Here is a 16,365-nt window from a genome sequence, read left to right as displayed (position 1 = left end):
GTCAATGGCTCGCTGCCGTCGCGCCCATTTCGTTGAGCAGCTGGAAGGTCTCGAAGCGCTCGAGCGCGAACGGCTTGAGGATATCAGGCACGCGGCCGGTGGCGATGGCCTCGGCCATACGCTTGCCGGCAACCGGCGTTGCCTTGAAGCCCCAGGTGCCCCAGCCGCAATCGAGCCACAGATTGTCGAGCGGGCTGGCGCCCATGATCGGGCTGTAGTCCGGCGTCATGTCGGTAATGCCCGCCCATTGCCTGAGCAACCRCACACCTTGCAGGAACGGGAAGAGATGCACCGCGCCTTCGGCCAGGTGCTCCTTCATGTCCAGCGTCGAGCGTGTCGAATAGAGCTGGTAGGGATCGGAGCCGCCGCCGATCACCACCTCGCCGCGCGAGGACTGCACGAGATAGGTATGCAGCGACACCGAGGAGACCAGTGTGTTCAGCCACGGCTTCAGCGGCTGCGTGACCATCGCCTGCAGCGGATAGCAGCGGATCGGCAGTTCGACGCCGGCCATCAGCGCGACGTCGTAGTTCATGCCGCCGGTGGCGATCAGAACCTGGCCGCAGGCAATGCGGCCGCGGTTTGTCTTCACCGCCTGGACCCTGTCGCCGGTGACCTCAAACCCTTGCACCTCGGTGCGCTGGTGGATCTCGACACCGCGCCGCGACGCCTGCGCGGCGTAGCCCCAGGCCACTGCGTCATGCCGCGCCGTGCCGCCATCGGCATGCCAGAGCCCGCCGACGATCTCGAGCGCGCCGCCAAAATCCATGTTGAGCGACGGCACCATTTCCTGGACCGTCTTCTGGTCGACTACTTCGGTGCGGGTGCCGAGATGCTTGCCCATCTCGGCGCGCGAATGGAAGCTGCGCAGCGTCGCTTCGGTATGCGCAAGCGTCAGCTGGCCGCGCTGCGAGAACATGACGTTGAAGTCGAGTTCCTGCGACAGCGTCTCGAACAGCGCCACGCCTTCCTTGTAGAAGGCGATGCCTTGTGGCGTGATGTAGTTGGAGCGGATCGTCGTGGTGTTGCGCGCCGTATTGCCGCCGGCGAGATAGCCCTTCTCGAGCACCGCGACGCTGGTGATGCCGTGGTACTTCGCCAGGTGATGCGCGCAGGACAGGCCGTGGCCGCCGCCGCCGATGATGACGACATCGTAGGATGGCTTGAGTTCCGGCGTGGCGGGAATGTCCTCGCTGACCGGATAGTCCCGGCTGAGACCGTATTTCAGCAGCCTGAGCGGCATGTCAGTCTACCACGCCGGCCGCTGGAGGATATTGCTGATCACCGGAGGATCGTAGAGCAGCGCAGAGAGATCGGAAAAGCGGCTGTCGGGATCGGTGAGCGACAGGATGGCGTCGCGGATCGCCATGGCCCGACCCTGTCCGAGCACCGGTGACGCGAACTCCAGATACTTGGCCTCGATCTCATTTGGCATCAGCGGCGCTTCCGGTCCGCCACGCGCATGGACGTCGCCCGAAGTCAGCATCCGACCATCGGTGGTGGTGATGGCGACATCGGCCCAGCGTCCCTCGGGGAAGCGGACGCTGTGGCGCTCCTGTTCCGACACGCTGATGCGGGTGAGCATCTCGGCAACGGCAGCATCCTCCAGTCCGGCGCCGGAAATATGCTCCAGCCCGATACGGCCATTCAGGATGAAGGTCGCAACCGCAAAGCGCAGGCTGTATTGCGCCTTCGACGTCGTGTCGGGCATGCCGTCGAACAGCGTCGCGGCATAGTGGAAACTGTTGACCTTGATATGGCCGATATCGGCCGGCGTCAGATGATGTGAAAGCACCAGTCCGCGCGTCGCATCGATCGCCGCATGCGCCCAGCGGCAGATCGGATAGGGCTTCACATATTGGTTCAGCGCCTGCCAGAAGCTGCCGAGATCCTGCCAATGCACTGCGACTTCGGGCGCCTCGACGGTGATCGCCGGCGCACCGGTGAAGCCGCGTTCGGCCAGCACCGCCGCCGACAGGCCCGTCAGCGCGCCGATGCCCGAGCCGTCGTGCAGCATCGTCGGCGTGGCGATCTCGCGCATCATCTGGCTGCGCGGGCCGTGATACTCGGCAATGCCCAGCGCCTCGCGCAACTGTCCGTCGTTCAGCCGGCGCAAGCGCGCCGCCACTGCAGCGACGCCCAGCGCATTCCACGCGCCCGACGTGTGGTAGTCCGAAACCGTCGCATGCAGTGCAATGCCGGCGCGGCCGGCGACTTCGTAGCCGACGGTGAGGGCTGCCAGCGCCTCCGGACCGCTAAGCTCCGGAAGCTGTTCGGCCAGCGCCGCCAGCGCCGGCACCACCACCACACCGATATGACCCTTGGTCGGGCTATACCCGTCATGGCCATCGAGATTGTCGATCTGCGTCGCGCAGGCATAGGCGGCACCCGCCAGGGAAGCGCGGCGGCCGTCGAAGAGCATGCGGGCGGAATGCCTGGGGTCGCTCGAATTGTAGAGGAGGGTCGCGGTATCCCTGGCGATCCGTCCGGCCTCCATCGGCCCCGCGGCAATCGCTATTCCGATCGTGTCGAGCAAGAGGTAGCGGGCCTGCTCCAGCACCGCCTGAGGGAAAACCGATGCCGGCCGGCGTAACACGAAGTCGGCCAGGCGCAAGGCAGTCTCAGCGCTTGCGTCCGGCCCTTCACGGCGATGGGGCGACACAGCCACTTGCTCCACTCCCTCTGTCGTCACGCCATCATTAATTTGGGTTCATCGTGCATTCACGCAATTAGTTCAGCGGCTTTGACCAAAAATATCTATGCCATGTCGCTTGCGTGCAATTGAACGCCGGCGGCTCCATGGTCTACCTATTCTGGCACAGCGCAGGAGCCGGAGATGAAGCCACCCCCGCCTTTGAACTATATCAGGTCGTTCGAAAGCTCGGCCCGGCATCTCAGTTTCACCATGGCCGCCAAGGAGCTTGGCTACACGCAGGCCGCGGTCAGCACGCATGTCCGCTCGCTCGAACATTACATCGGCCGGCAATTGTTCATCCGCTATCCGCGCAGCCTCAAGCTGACAGAGATGGGCGAGGCGTTTCTGCCGACCCTGCGCCAGGCGCTGGACCAGATCGACCAGGCGACGGAGGCGATCGTGACGTCGTCGCGCAACCGCACCGTGGTCGTCTCCTGCCCGATGAGCCTGGCGGAGAACTGGTTGGCCGGCTGCATGGCCGCCTTCCGCAAGAAGCATCCCGAAATCGAGATCGTGCTGCACGGCACGATCTGGGAAGATCTCAGCGAACAGGTCGCCGACATCACCATTTCGACGCGCCGCTTCGACGATCGCCCGCCCGCCGCCATTCCCCTCTGGAACGACGAGCTGGTGTTGCTGTGCGCGCCTGCGCTGCTCGAAGGCGAGCACGCCGTCAAAGTGCCGGAGGATATCCTCAAGGTGGACCGGATCTTTGTGCACGGCCGCCAGGAATACTGGCAGGTCGTTGCCACCGCGCTTGGCGTCGACATGCAGGATTTCGACAAGGGCCTGTCGACGAATGCGTCCAACATCGCGCTTGAACTCGCCGCCATGGGCGCGGGTCTGGTCGCCACCCAGCGCTCGCTCGCCCACGCGTATCTGCGGCGCGGACTGCTCGTCGAACCGTTTCCGGTCCGGCCGCCCAGCCCCTGGAATTACTACCTGACCGAGACCCATGTCTCCAAGGGCAACATCGCCCGCACGGTGCGCGAATGGATCGTGGCGAGGGCGCAGGAAGACAGCGCCTGAGGAGTGGTCGCCGACATAGGGGCGGCCGCACGCGAAAAAATTTGAGACGCCAATGGCATCGTTTTATTAGGCCTCACGGGCCGGTTTTCAGCGGTTTGTGAGCTCTCAAGCCCTTCCGGGATTTTTGCATCGCCTCTAACATTCCCTGCGTAATGGGGAATGAACGGGCGGAAAGCCCAAACCGGAGAAGCAACAATGGCACTTTTCAGGAGCAACGGTGACCGCGTCCCGGCGGTCATCGAAAGCTACGCAGATGAAGTCCGAAGCGGCAGGATGGACCGCCGCGAATTCCTCGCCATGGCGAGCGCGATGGGCGCCTCCACGGCGTTCGCCTATGCAATGGCCGGCCTTCCCACGCCGGCCGAAGCTGCAACGATGGAGCCCGGCAAGAAGGGCGGCATCCTGAAGATGCAGATGATCATCAAGGACATGAAGGATCCGCGCACATGGGACTGGTCGGAGATGGCCAATGTGCTGCGCCAGTGCAACGACTACATGATCCGCTACACCCAGGACTTCACCTTCGAGGGCCATCTCATCGAGAGCTGGGAGGTCAGCGACGACGCCACCGAATACACGCTGCATGTGCGCAAGGGCGTGAAATGGTCTAACGGCGACGAGCTCAACGCCGACGACATCGTCTTCAACATCGAGCGTTGGTGCGACAAGGCGGCCGAAGGCAATTCGATGGCCGGCCGCATGGCCACGCTGATCGATCCTGCCACCAAGAAGGCGATCGCCGGCGCCATCACGAAGGTCGACGACCACACGGTGAAGCTGAAATGTGGCCAGTCCGATGTCACCATCATCCCCGGTTTCGCCGACTATCCGGCCATCATCGTCCACCGCGACTTCGACAAGAACGGCGCCGACATGACCAAGACGCCCGGCACCGGTCCATATGAACTCATCTCCTACAAGGTCGGGGACTCGGCCTCGGTTCGGCGCCGCAAGGACTTCACCTGGTTTGGCGGTGAAATCTATCTCGACGGCGTCGACTGGACCGACTACGGCACCGACGCCTCCAACCCCGCCATCGCCAGCGCCTTCGAAGCCGGCGAGATCGACTGCAACTACCAGACCGTCGGCGGCACGGTGGACCTCTATGACGGCATGGGCCTGGTCAAGGAATCCGTCGTCACCGCCGGAACCATCGTGCTGCGCACCAATGTCAGCAACAAACCCTATGACGACAAGCGGGTGCGCAACGCCATCCAGCTCGCCGTCGACAACGAGACCGTGCTGAAGCTCGGCTATAGCGGTCTCGGCCAGGTCGCCGAAAACCATCATGTCTGCCCGATCCATCCCGAATATTACGAGCTGCCGAAAGTCTCGCGCGATCTCGCCAAGGCCAAGGCGCTGATGACCGAGGCCGGCCAGTTAGACCACGAGTTCGAGTTGATCTCCTATGACTCGGACTATGTGAAGGATCCCGCCGACGTCGTTGCCGCGCAGATGCGCGAGGCTGGTTTTAAGGTGAAACGGACGATCATTCCCGGCACCTCGTTCTGGAACGACTGGACGAAATATCCGTGGTCGACCACCGAATGGGGCATGCGTCCGCTGGGTGTCCAGGTGCTGGCGCTGGCCTATCGCAGCGGCGAAGCCTGGAACGAAACGGCCTATGCCAATCCCGAGTTCGACAAGAAGCTCAATGCAGCGCTCGCCATCGCCGATACGGCCAAGCGCAAGGAGCTGATGAAGGATGTCGAGTTCATCCTGCAGGATTCCGGCGTTCTGGTTCAGTCATTCTGGCGCTCGCTCTACCGCCATCACGCCAGCTATGTGAAAAACCTCAAAATGCATCAGACATTCGAACTGCAACTGGACAAGGTCTGGCTCGACAAGGCCTGAACCGTAAGCATCCAGGGGGCGGCCCGGTCGCCCCCTGGAATTCGCCAAGGCGACGGATGCGAATTCATTGATCTGGAACACGACAAGTCGCCGAACACAAAGGGAAGAAATCTCGATATGCGTACCCATGCACAAGCCGTTGTCATCGGCGGCGGCCTGATCGGCTGCTCGATCCTTTATCATCTGGCCAAGCATGGCTGGTCCGATGTCGTCCTCTTGGAGCGCGACGAGCTGACCTCCGGTTCGACCTGGCACGCCGCCGCCAACATTCATGGCCTGCATGACTCGACCAACATCAGCCGCCTGCAGCACTACACGATGGCGCTCTACAAGGAGCTGGAGACCGAGACAGGGCAGGGCTGCGGCATCTTCCAGCCGGGCTCGCTTTATCTCGCCCAGACCGAGGCACGCGAGCACCAGCTGCGGCTGCAGGAAGCCAAGGCGCGGCGCTACAAGATGAATTTCTATGAGGTCGCGCGCGACGAGGCGGAGCGGCTGCACCCGCTGGTCGATTTCGACGGCATACGCTGCATCATGTACGAGCCCGAAGGCGGCAATGTCGATCCGTCCGGTGTCACCGCGGCCTACGCCGCGGGCGCGCGCCAGCGCGGCGCCGAGATCCATCGCTTCACCCCGGTCATCGCCACGGAAGCTCAAGCCGACGGCAGCTGGATCGTGCGCACGCCCAAAGGCGAGATCCGCACGCAATGGGTGGTCAATGCCGCCGGCCTGTGGGGCCGCGAGGTCGCCGCCATGGCCGGCCTGAAATTGCCGTTGATCCCGACCGAGCATCAGTACTTCGTCACCGAGACCATCCCCGAAATCGCGGCCATGGGTCGCCGCCTGCCTTCGGTCGCCGACCGCGACGGCGAGTATTATCTGCGCCAGGAAGGCCTCGGCCTGCTCATCGGCGCCTATGAGCGCAACATGAAGTTCTGGGCCGAGGATGGCACCCCGCTCGACTTCGGCCATGAACTGTTTCCCGACGATCTCGACCGCATCGAGGACAATATGATGCGCGCCATCGCGCGTGTGCCGGCGGTCGGCAAGGCGGGCGTCAAGCGCGTCATCAACGGCCCGATGATCTGGTCGCCCGACAGCGCCGTGCTGTTTGGCCCGGTGCCGGAATTGCAGAACTATTTCTGCTGCAACGGCATCATTCCCGGCTTCTCGCAATCGGGCGGCATGGGCAAGCTGGCGGCCGAATGGATGATCGAGGGCGAGCCGTCGCTCGACATGTTCGCCTGGGACATGGCGCGCTTCGGCCACTGGGCCGGCAAGGCCTTCACCAAGGCCCGCGTGCAGGACCAGTACAGCCACCGTTTCAAGATCCATTTCCCCAATGAGGAGCGCGCCGCCGGCCGCCCGGTGCGCACTCGCCCGGCCTACGAGATGCAAAAGCAGATGGGCGCTGTCTTCGGCCTCAATTTCGGTTGGGAGCATCCGCTGTGGTTCGCCGCCGAGGGCGAGCCGCGCGAGGAAACCAATGGTTTCACCAGGCAGAACTGGTGGGGTCCGGTCGGCCGCGAAGCGCGCATGCTGCGCGAACATGCCGGCATCATCGACGTTTCGAATTTCGCCAAATATGAAGTGAAAGGGCCGGGTGCCGAAGCCTGGCTCAACGCGCTGTTTGCGAACCGCATGCCGGCCGAAATCGGCCGCTCTTGTCTGACGCCGCTGATCGGCAAGCGCGGCGGCATCGCCGGCGACTTCACCGTGACCAAGCTTGGCCAAGACGAATTCATGGTGTTCGGTTCCGGCATGGCCGAGCGCTTCCACCAGAGGTTCTTCAAGGCCGTTCCGTTGCCGGAAGGCACGAGCTTCCGCTCGCGCACCGAGGAGATGGGCGGCTTCAACGTCGCCGGCCCAAAATCGCGCGAATTGCTGCAGCGGCTGACCAATGCCGATCTGTCGAGCGAGACCTTTCCCTTCATGCGCTCGAAGCGGATCACGGTCGGCGGCGTCGATGTCGTTGCGTTGCGTGTCTCCTTCACCGGTGATCTCGGCTGGGAGCTCTATTGCCCGGTCGCCGACCAGGTCGCGCTCTATGGCGCGCTGCTCAAGGCCGGCAGCGAAGTCGGCGCCGGCCCGGTCGGCTCGCGCGCGCTGATGTCGCTGCGTGTCGAAAAAGGCTATGGCAGCTGGAGCCGCGAATACTCGCCCGAATATTGGCCGCAGGAGGTCAAGTTCGACCGCCTGGTCAAGATGGACAAGGGCGATTTCCTCAACCGCGACGCCTATGCGGCCATCGCCGAAAAGCCGGCGCGCGACCAACTGATCATGCTGTCGATCGCGGCAAAGGATGCCGACGCCACCGGCGGCGAGCCGATCTTCCTGCCGGACGGCACGCCGATCGGCCAGGTCTCGTCAGGCGCGTATGGCTATTTCGTCGAGCAGTCGCTGGCGCTCGGCTACGTCAAGGCCGGCTCCGCCAAGGCAGGCGACAAGGTGTCGGTAGCGATCCTCGGCAGGCCGCATGAGGCGGTGCTGTTGAGCGAGCCGCCCTTCGATCCCCAGGGCAAACGGCTGCGGGCATAGGTAGGCGATTGGACTGGCGTTCGGCGGCTCAGCCGCTGAACCGATCCAGCCAATGCTGGGCGAGATCGGAGCGGCGGCAGATCCAGATGTCCGGATTGGCCTTGATCTTGTCGAGGAAGCGGGCGAGGCCAACCATGCGGCCGGGCCGCGCCGCGAGCCGGCAGTGCAGCGACACCGTCATCATGCGCGGTGTCGTCTGTCCCTCGGCCAGCAGCCAGTCCACCCCGTCGCTGACATAGTCGAAGAACTGGCTGCCGGTCTCCAGTCCCGAACCGCGGGAGAAACGGCTGTCATTGTTGTCGAAGGAATGCGGCACCACCAGATGCCGCTTGCCATCGACCTCGACGAAATAGGGCAGGTCGTCATTGTAGTCGTCGCAGTCGAACAGGAAGCCGCCATGCTCGGCCACCAGCCGCCTGGTGTTGAGGCTGGGCCGGCCGGTGTACCAGCCGAGCGGACGAATGCCGGTGAGCCGCTGCACCGTATCGACGGTCATGGCGATGTGATTGCGCTCCTCCGCCTCGCTCAGCGGCGCGTAGTCGATCCAGCGCCAGCCATGGCAGACGATGTCGCTGCCGAGCTCGGCGATCGCCTTGCCGGCGGCCGGGTTGAGTTCCAGCGCTCGCCCGACGACGTAGAAGGTCGGCACGATGCCCTTGTCCCGAAACAGCGAGGCGAGCCGCCAGACGCCGACGCGCGAGCCGTATTCGTAGAGCGATTCCATGTTGCGGTTGCGCAGGCCGGGCACCGCCGGCGACACGGCAAGATCCGACAGGATCGTCTCGGAAACACCGTCGCCCTCGTCGATGCTGTATTCAGCGCCTTCCTCGTAGTTGACGACGATGTTGAGCGCCAGCTTGGCGCCGCCGGGCCACGCGGCTGCCGGCGGTTTTTCGCCATAGCCGATGAAGTCACGGGCCGGGACATAGGACATCGCTGAAGTCTCCTCGTGATCGCTAAATCAACCGCCGCGCTGGTCGGTTAGGATGCGCAGCGCTTGGTCCATCATCTCTTGCGGGCCAACCGTTGCGCGCAGGCAGTCGGTCAGGCCGTAGCCGCCGAGGCTGCGCACGATGATGCCTGCGTCGCGCAAGGCGGCGTCGGCAGCCGCAGCAGTCGCTGCATCAGGAAAGCGGATCAGCACAAAATTGGTCCGGCTTTCGGGAACGCCGTAGCCTGCCGCTCTCAGATCCTGCGCGAAGCCGTCGCGGATCGCGGCGGTGCGCGCCACCGTCTCGCGCATATGGGCCTGGTCCTGCACGGCAGCGACCGCCATTGCGAGGCTCGCGGTGGTGACCTGGTTCGAGTTCTGCAGCTTGCGAATTTCGACCGCGACCTGAAGCGGAAACAACCCCCAGCCGACGCGCGCGCCGGCCAGGCCATAGGCTTTGGAAAGCGTGCGCAACACGACGGTGTCGCCACGCGCGACGAGCGCAAAGATGGCTTGAGGATCCTGGTCGTCGAACTCGCCATAGGCCTGGTCGATGACCAGCAGAATGTCGCCGGGCAAGGCGGCGCGCAGGCGCAAAAGTTCGGCATTGCGGATGCGGGTGCCGGTCGGATTGCCGGGATTGCAGACGAAGACGATCCGCGTTGCCGGCGTGACGGCGGCCAGAATGCTGTCGACGGAAACGATGAAGTCGTGCTCCGCCGCCTTGACATAGACGGCACCGACACGCGAGGCGGCGGAGGCCGCGAAATTATAGGCATAGGCGGTGGCCAGCACCTCGTCGCCGGGACCGGCGAAGGCCGCGATGGTGCAGGCGATCAGGTCCATCGAACCCGCGCCGCACAGGATCGCCTCGCACTCAACGCCATAGGCTTGCGCGATCGTTTCGCGCAACACGGTCCAGTCCGGATCGGGATAGAGATGGCTGCGCGCAATCGCGTCCTGGCCGGCGGCGATCGCTTTGGGGCTTGGTGGGAAAGCGCTTTCGTTCTGGGCGAGCGTCGCCCGGTCATAGCCGCCGAAATTCGCCAGCGCAAAGGCCGCCATCGCCTCGATATGGGCGGCAGCTTTCAAAGGCATGCCGTATCCCGGACAATCTTGCTGGCGATCATTCCCCCGAACTGCCTCTGTTGGACCCGGCTCACACAAAGCTACAAGCCGCCGGCGCGTTCACAAGCAAAAACTCGCCGCGCAATGGCCGCGAAATTCTGGCCCTTCGCTCGGCTGCACTCCGGCGACGCTGGCGTCAGTGGTTGCAAAAGGACCAGCAAGACCCGAAATGTCCGAGACAAACGAGTCCGGAAACGGCAATGCATCCAAGATTGCTCAAGACATTCCTCGCCGTGGCGAGGCACCGCAACATCACCCGCGCTGCGCGGGAGGTTCATCTGGCGCAGTCGAGCGTCAGCGACCAGATCCAGTCGCTGGAAAGCGAACTCGGCGTGACGCTCTTCACCCGCTCGCGGCAGGGACTCGACCTGACGGCTTCCGGCGAGGCGCTGAAACCCTATGCCGAAGAGATCCTGCAACTGGCGGACGAGGCGCGAATTGCCGTCGAGGCAACGACGGGAGCGACCGCCACAACTGTTACGATCGGCGCGCTGGAGACGATTGCCGCTGTCAAACTTCCGCAATGGCTGGCGGCCTTTCGAGACGACCAACCACAGATCGGTCTGCGGCTGAAAATCGCCGGCAGCGATGCTCTGCTGCGCCAGCTGGAAGACGGCGAGATCGACGTCGCCTTCTGTTTCGACAAGGGCGTTTTCAACAGGGGCGGGCTCGATGAACGCCTGGCCAGGCGCACGATATCGGCCGAGCCGCTGGTCCTTGTCGCGTCCGCCGAAAACGCCGCTGCGGCGAGGCAGGGCGGTCTCGCCGCGATGCGTTTCGTGGTGACGGAAACCGGGTGCGTCTACCGGCATCTGTTCGACAGGGCCTTCGCCGAGACAGGTGTTGCCGCACCAAAACTTGCCGCGGAAGTCGGCAGCATCGGCGCCATTGCGAGCCTTGTGGCGAAGGGTGTCGGCATGGGCCTGGTGCCGCGGCTGGCGGTCGCCGACGCGCTCGATCGCGGCGAGGTCGTCGAACTGCCGTGGCCGGGTTCCACCCGCACAGCGTCACTGGTGATGATCTGGCGCCGCCGGCGCGTGCAGCCGCCGGCGCTGAAGCTGCTGTTGGCGGCAGCGAGTAAGACGTTCGCGCCGGTCAGATCAGCCGGTGACCACCCTCGACATGCAGTATCGTCCCTGTCGTAAAGCCGTTGCCCATCAGGAAGGCGATGGCGTCGGCGATATCGTCGGGTTGACCGATGCGCCCGACCGGCAGCCGCTTGGCCATGGCATCGAGCGTCTCATCCTTCCTGTCGCCGGCCACGAACGTCCAGATCGGCGTGTCGACCCAGCCGGGCGAAACGGCGTTGACGCGGATCGGCGCCAGTTCGACCGCCAGTGCCCGCACCAGCCCTTCCAGCGCCGCGTTGACGGCCGCTACGACCGAGCCGCGCGCCACCGGCCGGTAGGCGGCGATGCCGGAGGTGAAGGTGATGGAGCCATTGGCTGAAAGCTGCGGTGCGCCATGCTTGGCCAGCAGTAGCGGTCCATAAAATTTGCTTTCGACGACCCGCTGCGCGGCCTTCAGGTCGACCGCGGGCAGCAATTCATAGGCGCCTTCAATGTCAGCCGCGGTGCTGACGATATGGTCGAGCCGGCCGACCCGCGCGAACAGGTCAGCGACCTGATCCTCATCAGCGATATCGGCCGCGATGGCGCTCAAACCGGCTGGGTTATGCAACGCCTCGCGGGCGCGCTCCAGTCTGTCTTCGCTGCGTCCGACAATGACGACTTCGGCGCCTGAGTCCAGGCAGCGCTTTGTCAGCGCCAGCCCCATCCCGGAGCTGCCGCCAACGATGACGATCTTTGATTTCGCGTTATCCGTGTCTGCCATGTCCGTTCCGATCCTGAACCGTTTCGGGCGAGACTTCGCAGGCCGGCGGCAGGAGTGGAAACGGAAGAAAACGATAGTGCCATCGGAGGCTCCGATGGCACTTTTGTCGTCATTGTGCAGATAAGCCTGATCAGTAACCGACGGTGAAGCGCTGGCGGATATGCGCCGGCTTTTCGATTTCGTCGCTCATGACGATGGCATAGTCCTCAAAGGAAATGCTGCTGCCCTTGTCGGACGTCAGCAGCGTGTCCTTGCCGATCCGGTATTTGCCGGTCCGCTCGCCGGCAACGAACAGTGCCGACGGCGACAGCAAGGTCCAGTCGAGGTCATCGACCGTCCGCAGCGTGTCGAGGAAGTCGGCGCCCTTCTGCGCCTCGGCCTTGTAGATTGCCGGGAAGGTCGGTGTATCGACCAGGCGCTTGCCCGGCGCGACCTCAAGGCTGCCGGCGCCACCGACAACGAGGTAGCGCTTGACGCCGGAAGCACGCACCGCGGCGATCAGCGTGTCCGGATCGCTGTCGAGGAAATGCACGGACGAGATCACCGCGTCATGCCCCTTGATCAGCGCGGCAAGGCCGTCCCGGTCAAAGACGTCACCCTTCTTGGCGGTCACGCCCGGCAGCGCGGCGATCTTGTCCGGGTTGCGGGCGACGGCGGTGATCGTGTGGCCTCGGTCGGAAAGCTCTTTCAGGAGACGCGAGCCGACCTGGCCGGACGCGCCGATGAGTGCGATTTTCATGAGAGGTTCCTTTCGTCTTGGGTCGAGCAATAGATGGCAGCCCGGCCGCTTGCGAAAAACAGTGATCAATCATACAAACTGTCTGATCAAATCAGACAATTGACATGACCGAACTTCTCAACCTCAACCGGCTCGTCTACTTCGCCACCGTGGTGGAGACCGGATCCTTCACCGCCGCCGCGGACCGGCTCGATGTCGCCAAGGCGGTGGTCAGCCATCAGGTCGCCAAGCTCGAGGAGGAGCTTGGTGCAACGCTGCTGCGGCGCACGACGCGGCGCGTGACGACGACCGAGGAAGGGCGCCTGTTCTATGAGCGGACCGCAATCATCCTGCGCGATGCGGAAGCCGCCTATGGCGACATCTCGCAACGGGCTGCGCAGCCGACAGGGATGCTGCGGCTGACGGCGCCGCTCGACTATGGCGAGAAGGTCGTGGCGCCGACCATCGCCGCCTATCTCAGAAAATATCCAAAAATGCGGGTCGAAACGATCTTCGACGATGCTGTCAGCAATCTGGTCGACGAGCAGATAGACCTTGGCATCCGCGTCGGCTGGCTGGCCGATTCCAGCAATCTGGCGCGGCGGTTGGGAAGCCATGAACAATTCGTCGTCGCCAGCCCGGAGCTCGCCGGGAGGCTGCCGCGTGACGTCAGTCCTGGCCAAGCGAAATCGCTGCCATGGGTCGCCAATGCCCAATTGCGCGGCATCGGCCAGTGGGTGTTCTCGAGGGGCGGCGAGACGGTGCTGACTGAACTCAATCCCGTCGTTACCTGCGACAAGACACCGGGCGTGCTGTCCTGCGTGCTGGCCGGCATCGGGCTCGGTATCTTCCCGGATTACAGCGTTGCCGACGACATCACGCGGGGGCGGCTGGTGCGGCTGTTCGCGGACTGGAGCTTGCCGTCCGGCGGCATGCATGCCGTCTTCCCGCCGGCGCGATTCAGGCCGGCCAAGGTGCGTGCCTTCGTCGACCTGCTGGTGGCGGCCGAAAGGCGGCGGGCGCGCAGCGCGGGCTGATTTCGGCGCCAGCCGGCAACGCTGAAAAAGGGAACCTTTGTTCGGCCGGCGCTTTTGGCTATGCTGCGATTCCGAACAGAAGGGTGTTGCCGATGACCACCAAGATCTTTGCGACCTGCGCGCTCGTCCTCGCTGTCGGCTGCAGCCTGTCCAGCGCGGCCATCGCCAAGGAAAAGCACCGCCATCGCCAGCCCGAACCTGAGCAACGCTACGTTCCCGCCCATGGAGACCTCTTGTACGACCTGTTCGGCGGCCCGCGCTACTATGACACCATGCTGACCACCACGGCCGCCGGCGCCTGCTCCTACAACCGGGTCGGGCCGGACGCGAATGCGTTGAACAAGGTCAACGACCACCATTGCGGGAAATAGCGGAGCGGGAATAGCAGTCGGCCGGCCAAATCCGTCGTTTGGCGCTATCGCTTCAGCTTCGGACCGCGGCGCGCCGGAGCGCCTGCGGCGGCTGGCCGAAACTCCTCAGGAAGGCGCGGCGCATCCGCCCCGCATCGCCGAAGCCGCTTTCGTCGGCGATGCGATCGAGTGGCGTGTGGCTGGTCTCCACCGCCATCCGCGCGGTTTCCAGGCGCAGCAGCTCGACAGCCTTGGCGGGCGTGATGCCGGTCTCCGCCGTGAAGGCGCGGGCAAAATGTCTAGGGCTCATGGCGGCCTGGTCGGCAAGACGCTCCACGGTCAATGGCTCGGCGAGCTTGGTTCGCATCCATTCGACCAGCTCGACAAAACGTCCCGACCGCCCGCCGAGATCGACCAGCGCCGAGAACTGCGACTGGCCGCCCGGCCGGCGCTGATGGACGACAAGCTGCTGGGCCGTGCGCCGCGCGATTGCCGGACCGAGATCATCCTCGATCAGCGCCAGCGCCAGATCGATGCCGGCTGAAATCCCGGCCGAAGTCCAGATGCCGTCATCGCGGATGAAGATGCGCTCGCCGTCGAGCTTCACGTTCGGATAGCGGCGGGCGAAATCACTGGTGCTCCACCAATGGGTGGTGGCGCGCCGGCCATCCAGGAGCCCGGCTTCAGCCAGCAGATAGGCGCCCGTACACACGCTTGCCGTGCGGCGGGGGCTCGCGTGCCGCAGCCAGGCGACGATCGCCTCGGCCGCAGACCGCGAGCGTATGATCTCGCCGCCCGAAATCACCGCGGTGTCGAGCGGTGGCGCAACAGACAGCGGTCGGGCTGCAAGCCGCATTCCGGACGAGCTTTCGATCTCGCCGCCGCCAGGCGCCAGCATCTCGAGCGCATAGCTGCCGGGGCAGAAATGTTCCGCCAGTTCGAACGCCGCTGCCGGACCGGCTGCGTCCAGCAGCTGGAATCCTGGATGGATGATGATGCCGATAGCCCTACGCATGGCAGTTTTTGCCCGATCTACGTCATTTCGGACAAAGCCTAATGGAGCTAGGCTCACGGTCAAGCATTTAGATCGGAAGGATGGGGGCGATGAGGCTGCGCATCATGCTGTGGATCTGTCTGGGCATCGTGCTGATTGTCGCGGCCGCTGGCGCCGCATGGCTGCTGTCGCTGCCCTCGGAATCTCTGGCCACAGTCCAGCCGGCCATCGACGCCAGGGAGACCGAAGCCACGCTTGCCGCGCTGAAGCCGGCCAGGCGCCGACGCCCGCTCATCGCGATCATCGGCATCAATGACGGAACCGAGACCACCGACTATCTGATGCCCTACGGCATATTGCGGCGCGCCGACGTCGCCGATGTCGTCGCGCTGGCAACGCAGCCGGGACCGATGAAACTGCATCCGGCTCTGGAGGTCGAGCCCGACGCGACGACAGCGGCGTTCGACGCCGAGCATCCCGAAGGCGCCGACTACGTCATCGTTCCCGCCATGATGCGCGATGACGACCCCGACGTGATGAAATGGATCAGGAGCCAGGCAGCCAAAGGCGCCATCGTCATCGGTGTATGCGCAGGCGCCAAGGTCGTCGGCGCCAGCGGATTGCTCGATGGCAAGCGGGCGACCACGCATTGGTATTCGCTGAGCGAATTGCGCCAAAAACACCCGACGATCCGCTATGTCGCCGACCGGCGCTTCGTCGTCGATCAAGGCATCGCGACGACAACCGGGATCACCGCGTCGATGCCGATGATGCTGACGTTGATCGAGGCGATCGGCGGCCGCGCCAAAGCCGAAGCCGTTTCCCGCGATCTTGGCCTGGTGCATTGGGATGCCCGCCACGACAGCGGCGCCTTCAGGTTCACCCGGCCTTTCGCGTTGACCGCGATCGGCAACACGCTGGCCTTTTTCAATCACGAACAGCTCGGTATCAAGCTGACATCAGGCATGGACGAGGTATCGCTGGCACTGGTGGCGGATGCCTGGTCACGAACCTATCGCTCCGGCGCCGTGACATTTGCCGACGGCGCGATCGTCAGCCGTGACGGCATCCGCATCTTACCTGACCAGATTGCGGCTACCTGGCCGACGGAGCGCCTGGCGCCGAACGCTGCCGACGCGCGGCCAGTGCAGGCGCTGGACCAGACGCTTCGAGACATCTCGGCCCGCTACGGCGCCCGCACGACCGACTTCGTGGCCATGCAGCTAGAATATCCGCGAACGCAGTGAAGGATCTAGGC

The 16,365-nt window shown here is 64.3% G+C and carries 14 protein-coding genes; 7 read left to right on the top strand and 7 right to left on the bottom strand.

Features of this window, described 5'->3' with window-relative positions; all coding sequences use genetic code 11:
- Position 1 precedes the first annotated feature (1 nt).
- Positions 2 to 1,243 carry an FAD-dependent oxidoreductase gene (locus AC1DYJ_RS28845; protein ID WP_477426328.1) on the bottom strand — a complete coding sequence of 414 codons (1,242 nt, stop codon included), beginning with the start codon at positions 1,241 to 1,243 and terminating at the stop codon, positions 2 to 4.
- A gap of 6 nt (positions 1,244 to 1,249) precedes the next feature.
- Complete coding sequence (locus AC1DYJ_RS28840; RefSeq protein ID WP_477287343.1) at positions 1,250 to 2,668, bottom strand: MmgE/PrpD family protein; 1,419 nt, start codon at positions 2,666 to 2,668, stop codon at positions 1,250 to 1,252.
- A gap of 168 nt (positions 2,669 to 2,836) precedes the next feature.
- On the opposite strand from AC1DYJ_RS28840, the gene AC1DYJ_RS28835 reads away from it, so the two are divergent.
- The 3 genes from AC1DYJ_RS28835 (at position 2,837) to AC1DYJ_RS28825 (ending at position 8,116) form a co-directional block, all read left to right on the top strand.
- Complete coding sequence (locus tag AC1DYJ_RS28835; RefSeq protein WP_477287341.1) at positions 2,837 to 3,724, top strand: LysR substrate-binding domain-containing protein; 888 nt, start codon at positions 2,837 to 2,839, stop codon at positions 3,722 to 3,724.
- Positions 3,725 to 3,919: 195 nt separating this feature from the next.
- Complete coding sequence (locus tag AC1DYJ_RS28830; RefSeq protein WP_477287339.1) at positions 3,920 to 5,578, top strand: ABC transporter substrate-binding protein; 1,659 nt, start codon at positions 3,920 to 3,922, stop codon at positions 5,576 to 5,578.
- Positions 5,579 to 5,695: 117 nt separating this feature from the next.
- Entirely contained in the window at positions 5,696 to 8,116 is a 2,421-nt protein-coding gene (locus tag AC1DYJ_RS28825; RefSeq protein WP_477287337.1) for a GcvT family protein, read from the top strand.
- 28 nt (positions 8,117 to 8,144) lie between these two features.
- Here the strand turns inward: AC1DYJ_RS28825 and AC1DYJ_RS28820 are convergent, their stop codons facing one another.
- Positions 8,145 to 9,050 carry an allantoinase PuuE gene (locus AC1DYJ_RS28820; RefSeq protein WP_477287335.1) on the bottom strand — a complete coding sequence of 302 codons (906 nt, stop codon included), beginning with the start codon at positions 9,048 to 9,050 and terminating at the stop codon, positions 8,145 to 8,147.
- A 27-nt stretch (positions 9,051 to 9,077) separates the two neighbouring features.
- Entirely contained in the window at positions 9,078 to 10,145 is a 1,068-nt protein-coding gene (locus AC1DYJ_RS28815; RefSeq protein ID WP_477287333.1) for a pyridoxal phosphate-dependent aminotransferase, read from the bottom strand.
- 230 nt (positions 10,146 to 10,375) lie between these two features.
- On the opposite strand from AC1DYJ_RS28815, the gene AC1DYJ_RS28810 reads away from it, so the two are divergent.
- Complete coding sequence (locus tag AC1DYJ_RS28810) at positions 10,376 to 11,320, top strand: LysR family transcriptional regulator (RefSeq protein ID WP_477287331.1); 945 nt, start codon at positions 10,376 to 10,378, stop codon at positions 11,318 to 11,320.
- On the opposite strand, the gene AC1DYJ_RS28805 is transcribed toward AC1DYJ_RS28810, so the two are convergent.
- On the bottom strand, positions 11,271 to 12,008 hold the full coding sequence (locus AC1DYJ_RS28805; protein ID WP_477287329.1) for an SDR family oxidoreductase: 738 nt from the start codon (positions 12,006 to 12,008) through the stop codon (positions 11,271 to 11,273). The two genes, AC1DYJ_RS28810 and AC1DYJ_RS28805, sit on opposite strands and share 50 nt — an antisense overlap.
- Before the next feature lie 130 nt (positions 12,009 to 12,138).
- Positions 12,139 to 12,747, bottom strand: coding sequence for an NAD(P)-dependent oxidoreductase (locus AC1DYJ_RS28800; RefSeq protein WP_477287327.1), 609 nt, complete (start codon positions 12,745 to 12,747; stop codon positions 12,139 to 12,141).
- 104 nt (positions 12,748 to 12,851) lie between these two features.
- Here AC1DYJ_RS28800 and AC1DYJ_RS28795 point away from each other — a divergent pair, with 104 nt between their 5' ends.
- Both AC1DYJ_RS28795 and AC1DYJ_RS28790 read left to right on the top strand, forming a co-directional pair.
- A complete protein-coding gene (locus AC1DYJ_RS28795) occupies positions 12,852 to 13,763 on the top strand; it encodes a LysR family transcriptional regulator (RefSeq protein WP_477287325.1) in 912 nt (303 codons plus the stop codon).
- Between the two features lie 92 nt (positions 13,764 to 13,855).
- Positions 13,856 to 14,134 (top strand): hypothetical protein, encoded by a 279-nt coding sequence (locus tag AC1DYJ_RS28790; protein WP_477287323.1) that lies wholly within the window; start codon positions 13,856 to 13,858, stop codon positions 14,132 to 14,134.
- 52 nt (positions 14,135 to 14,186) lie between these two features.
- Here the strand turns inward: AC1DYJ_RS28790 and AC1DYJ_RS28785 are convergent, their stop codons facing one another.
- Positions 14,187 to 15,128: a GlxA family transcriptional regulator gene (locus tag AC1DYJ_RS28785; protein WP_477287321.1), complete on the bottom strand. Its 942-nt coding sequence runs from the start codon at positions 15,126 to 15,128 to the stop codon at positions 14,187 to 14,189.
- 89 nt (positions 15,129 to 15,217) lie between these two features.
- On the opposite strand from AC1DYJ_RS28785, the gene AC1DYJ_RS28780 reads away from it, so the two are divergent.
- The gene (locus AC1DYJ_RS28780) at positions 15,218 to 16,354 is read left to right on the top strand and encodes a DJ-1/PfpI family protein (RefSeq protein ID WP_477426326.1); all 1,137 of its coding nucleotides are present in this window, start codon (positions 15,218 to 15,220) and stop codon (positions 16,352 to 16,354) included.
- Positions 16,355 to 16,365: the final 11 nt, after the last annotated feature.

Source organism: Mesorhizobium sp. P2_B11, assembly GCF_056404855.1.
This window is presented reverse-complemented; position numbering and strand designations above follow the sequence as displayed.

What these genes read in the sequence shown, in the direction of transcription:
- AC1DYJ_RS28835 (WP_477287341.1), top strand. Translation starts at nt 2,837, where the DNA reads ATGAAGCCACCCCCGCCTTTGAACTATATCAGGTCGTTCGAAAGCTCG.
- AC1DYJ_RS28830 (WP_477287339.1), top strand. Translation starts at nt 3,920, where the DNA reads ATGGCACTTTTCAGGAGCAACGGTGACCGCGTCCCGGCGGTCATCGAA.
- AC1DYJ_RS28825 (WP_477287337.1), top strand. Translation starts at nt 5,696, where the DNA reads ATGCGTACCCATGCACAAGCCGTTGTCATCGGCGGCGGCCTGATCGGC.
- AC1DYJ_RS28820 (WP_477287335.1), bottom strand. Translation starts at nt 9,050, where the DNA reads ATGTCCTATGTCCCGGCCCGTGACTTCATCGGCTATGGCGAAAAACCG.
- AC1DYJ_RS28815 (WP_477287333.1), bottom strand. Translation starts at nt 10,145, where the DNA reads ATGCCTTTGAAAGCTGCCGCCCATATCGAGGCGATGGCGGCCTTTGCG.
- AC1DYJ_RS28810 (WP_477287331.1), top strand. Translation starts at nt 10,376, where the DNA reads ATGCATCCAAGATTGCTCAAGACATTCCTCGCCGTGGCGAGGCACCGC.
- AC1DYJ_RS28805 (WP_477287329.1), bottom strand. Translation starts at nt 12,008, where the DNA reads ATGGCAGACACGGATAACGCGAAATCAAAGATCGTCATCGTTGGCGGC.
- AC1DYJ_RS28800 (WP_477287327.1), bottom strand. Translation starts at nt 12,747, where the DNA reads ATGAAAATCGCACTCATCGGCGCGTCCGGCCAGGTCGGCTCGCGTCTC.
- AC1DYJ_RS28795 (WP_477287325.1), top strand. Translation starts at nt 12,852, where the DNA reads ATGACCGAACTTCTCAACCTCAACCGGCTCGTCTACTTCGCCACCGTG.
- AC1DYJ_RS28790 (WP_477287323.1), top strand. Translation starts at nt 13,856, where the DNA reads ATGACCACCAAGATCTTTGCGACCTGCGCGCTCGTCCTCGCTGTCGGC.
- AC1DYJ_RS28785 (WP_477287321.1), bottom strand. Translation starts at nt 15,128, where the DNA reads ATGCGTAGGGCTATCGGCATCATCATCCATCCAGGATTCCAGCTGCTG.
- AC1DYJ_RS28780 (WP_477426326.1), top strand. Translation starts at nt 15,218, where the DNA reads ATGAGGCTGCGCATCATGCTGTGGATCTGTCTGGGCATCGTGCTGATT.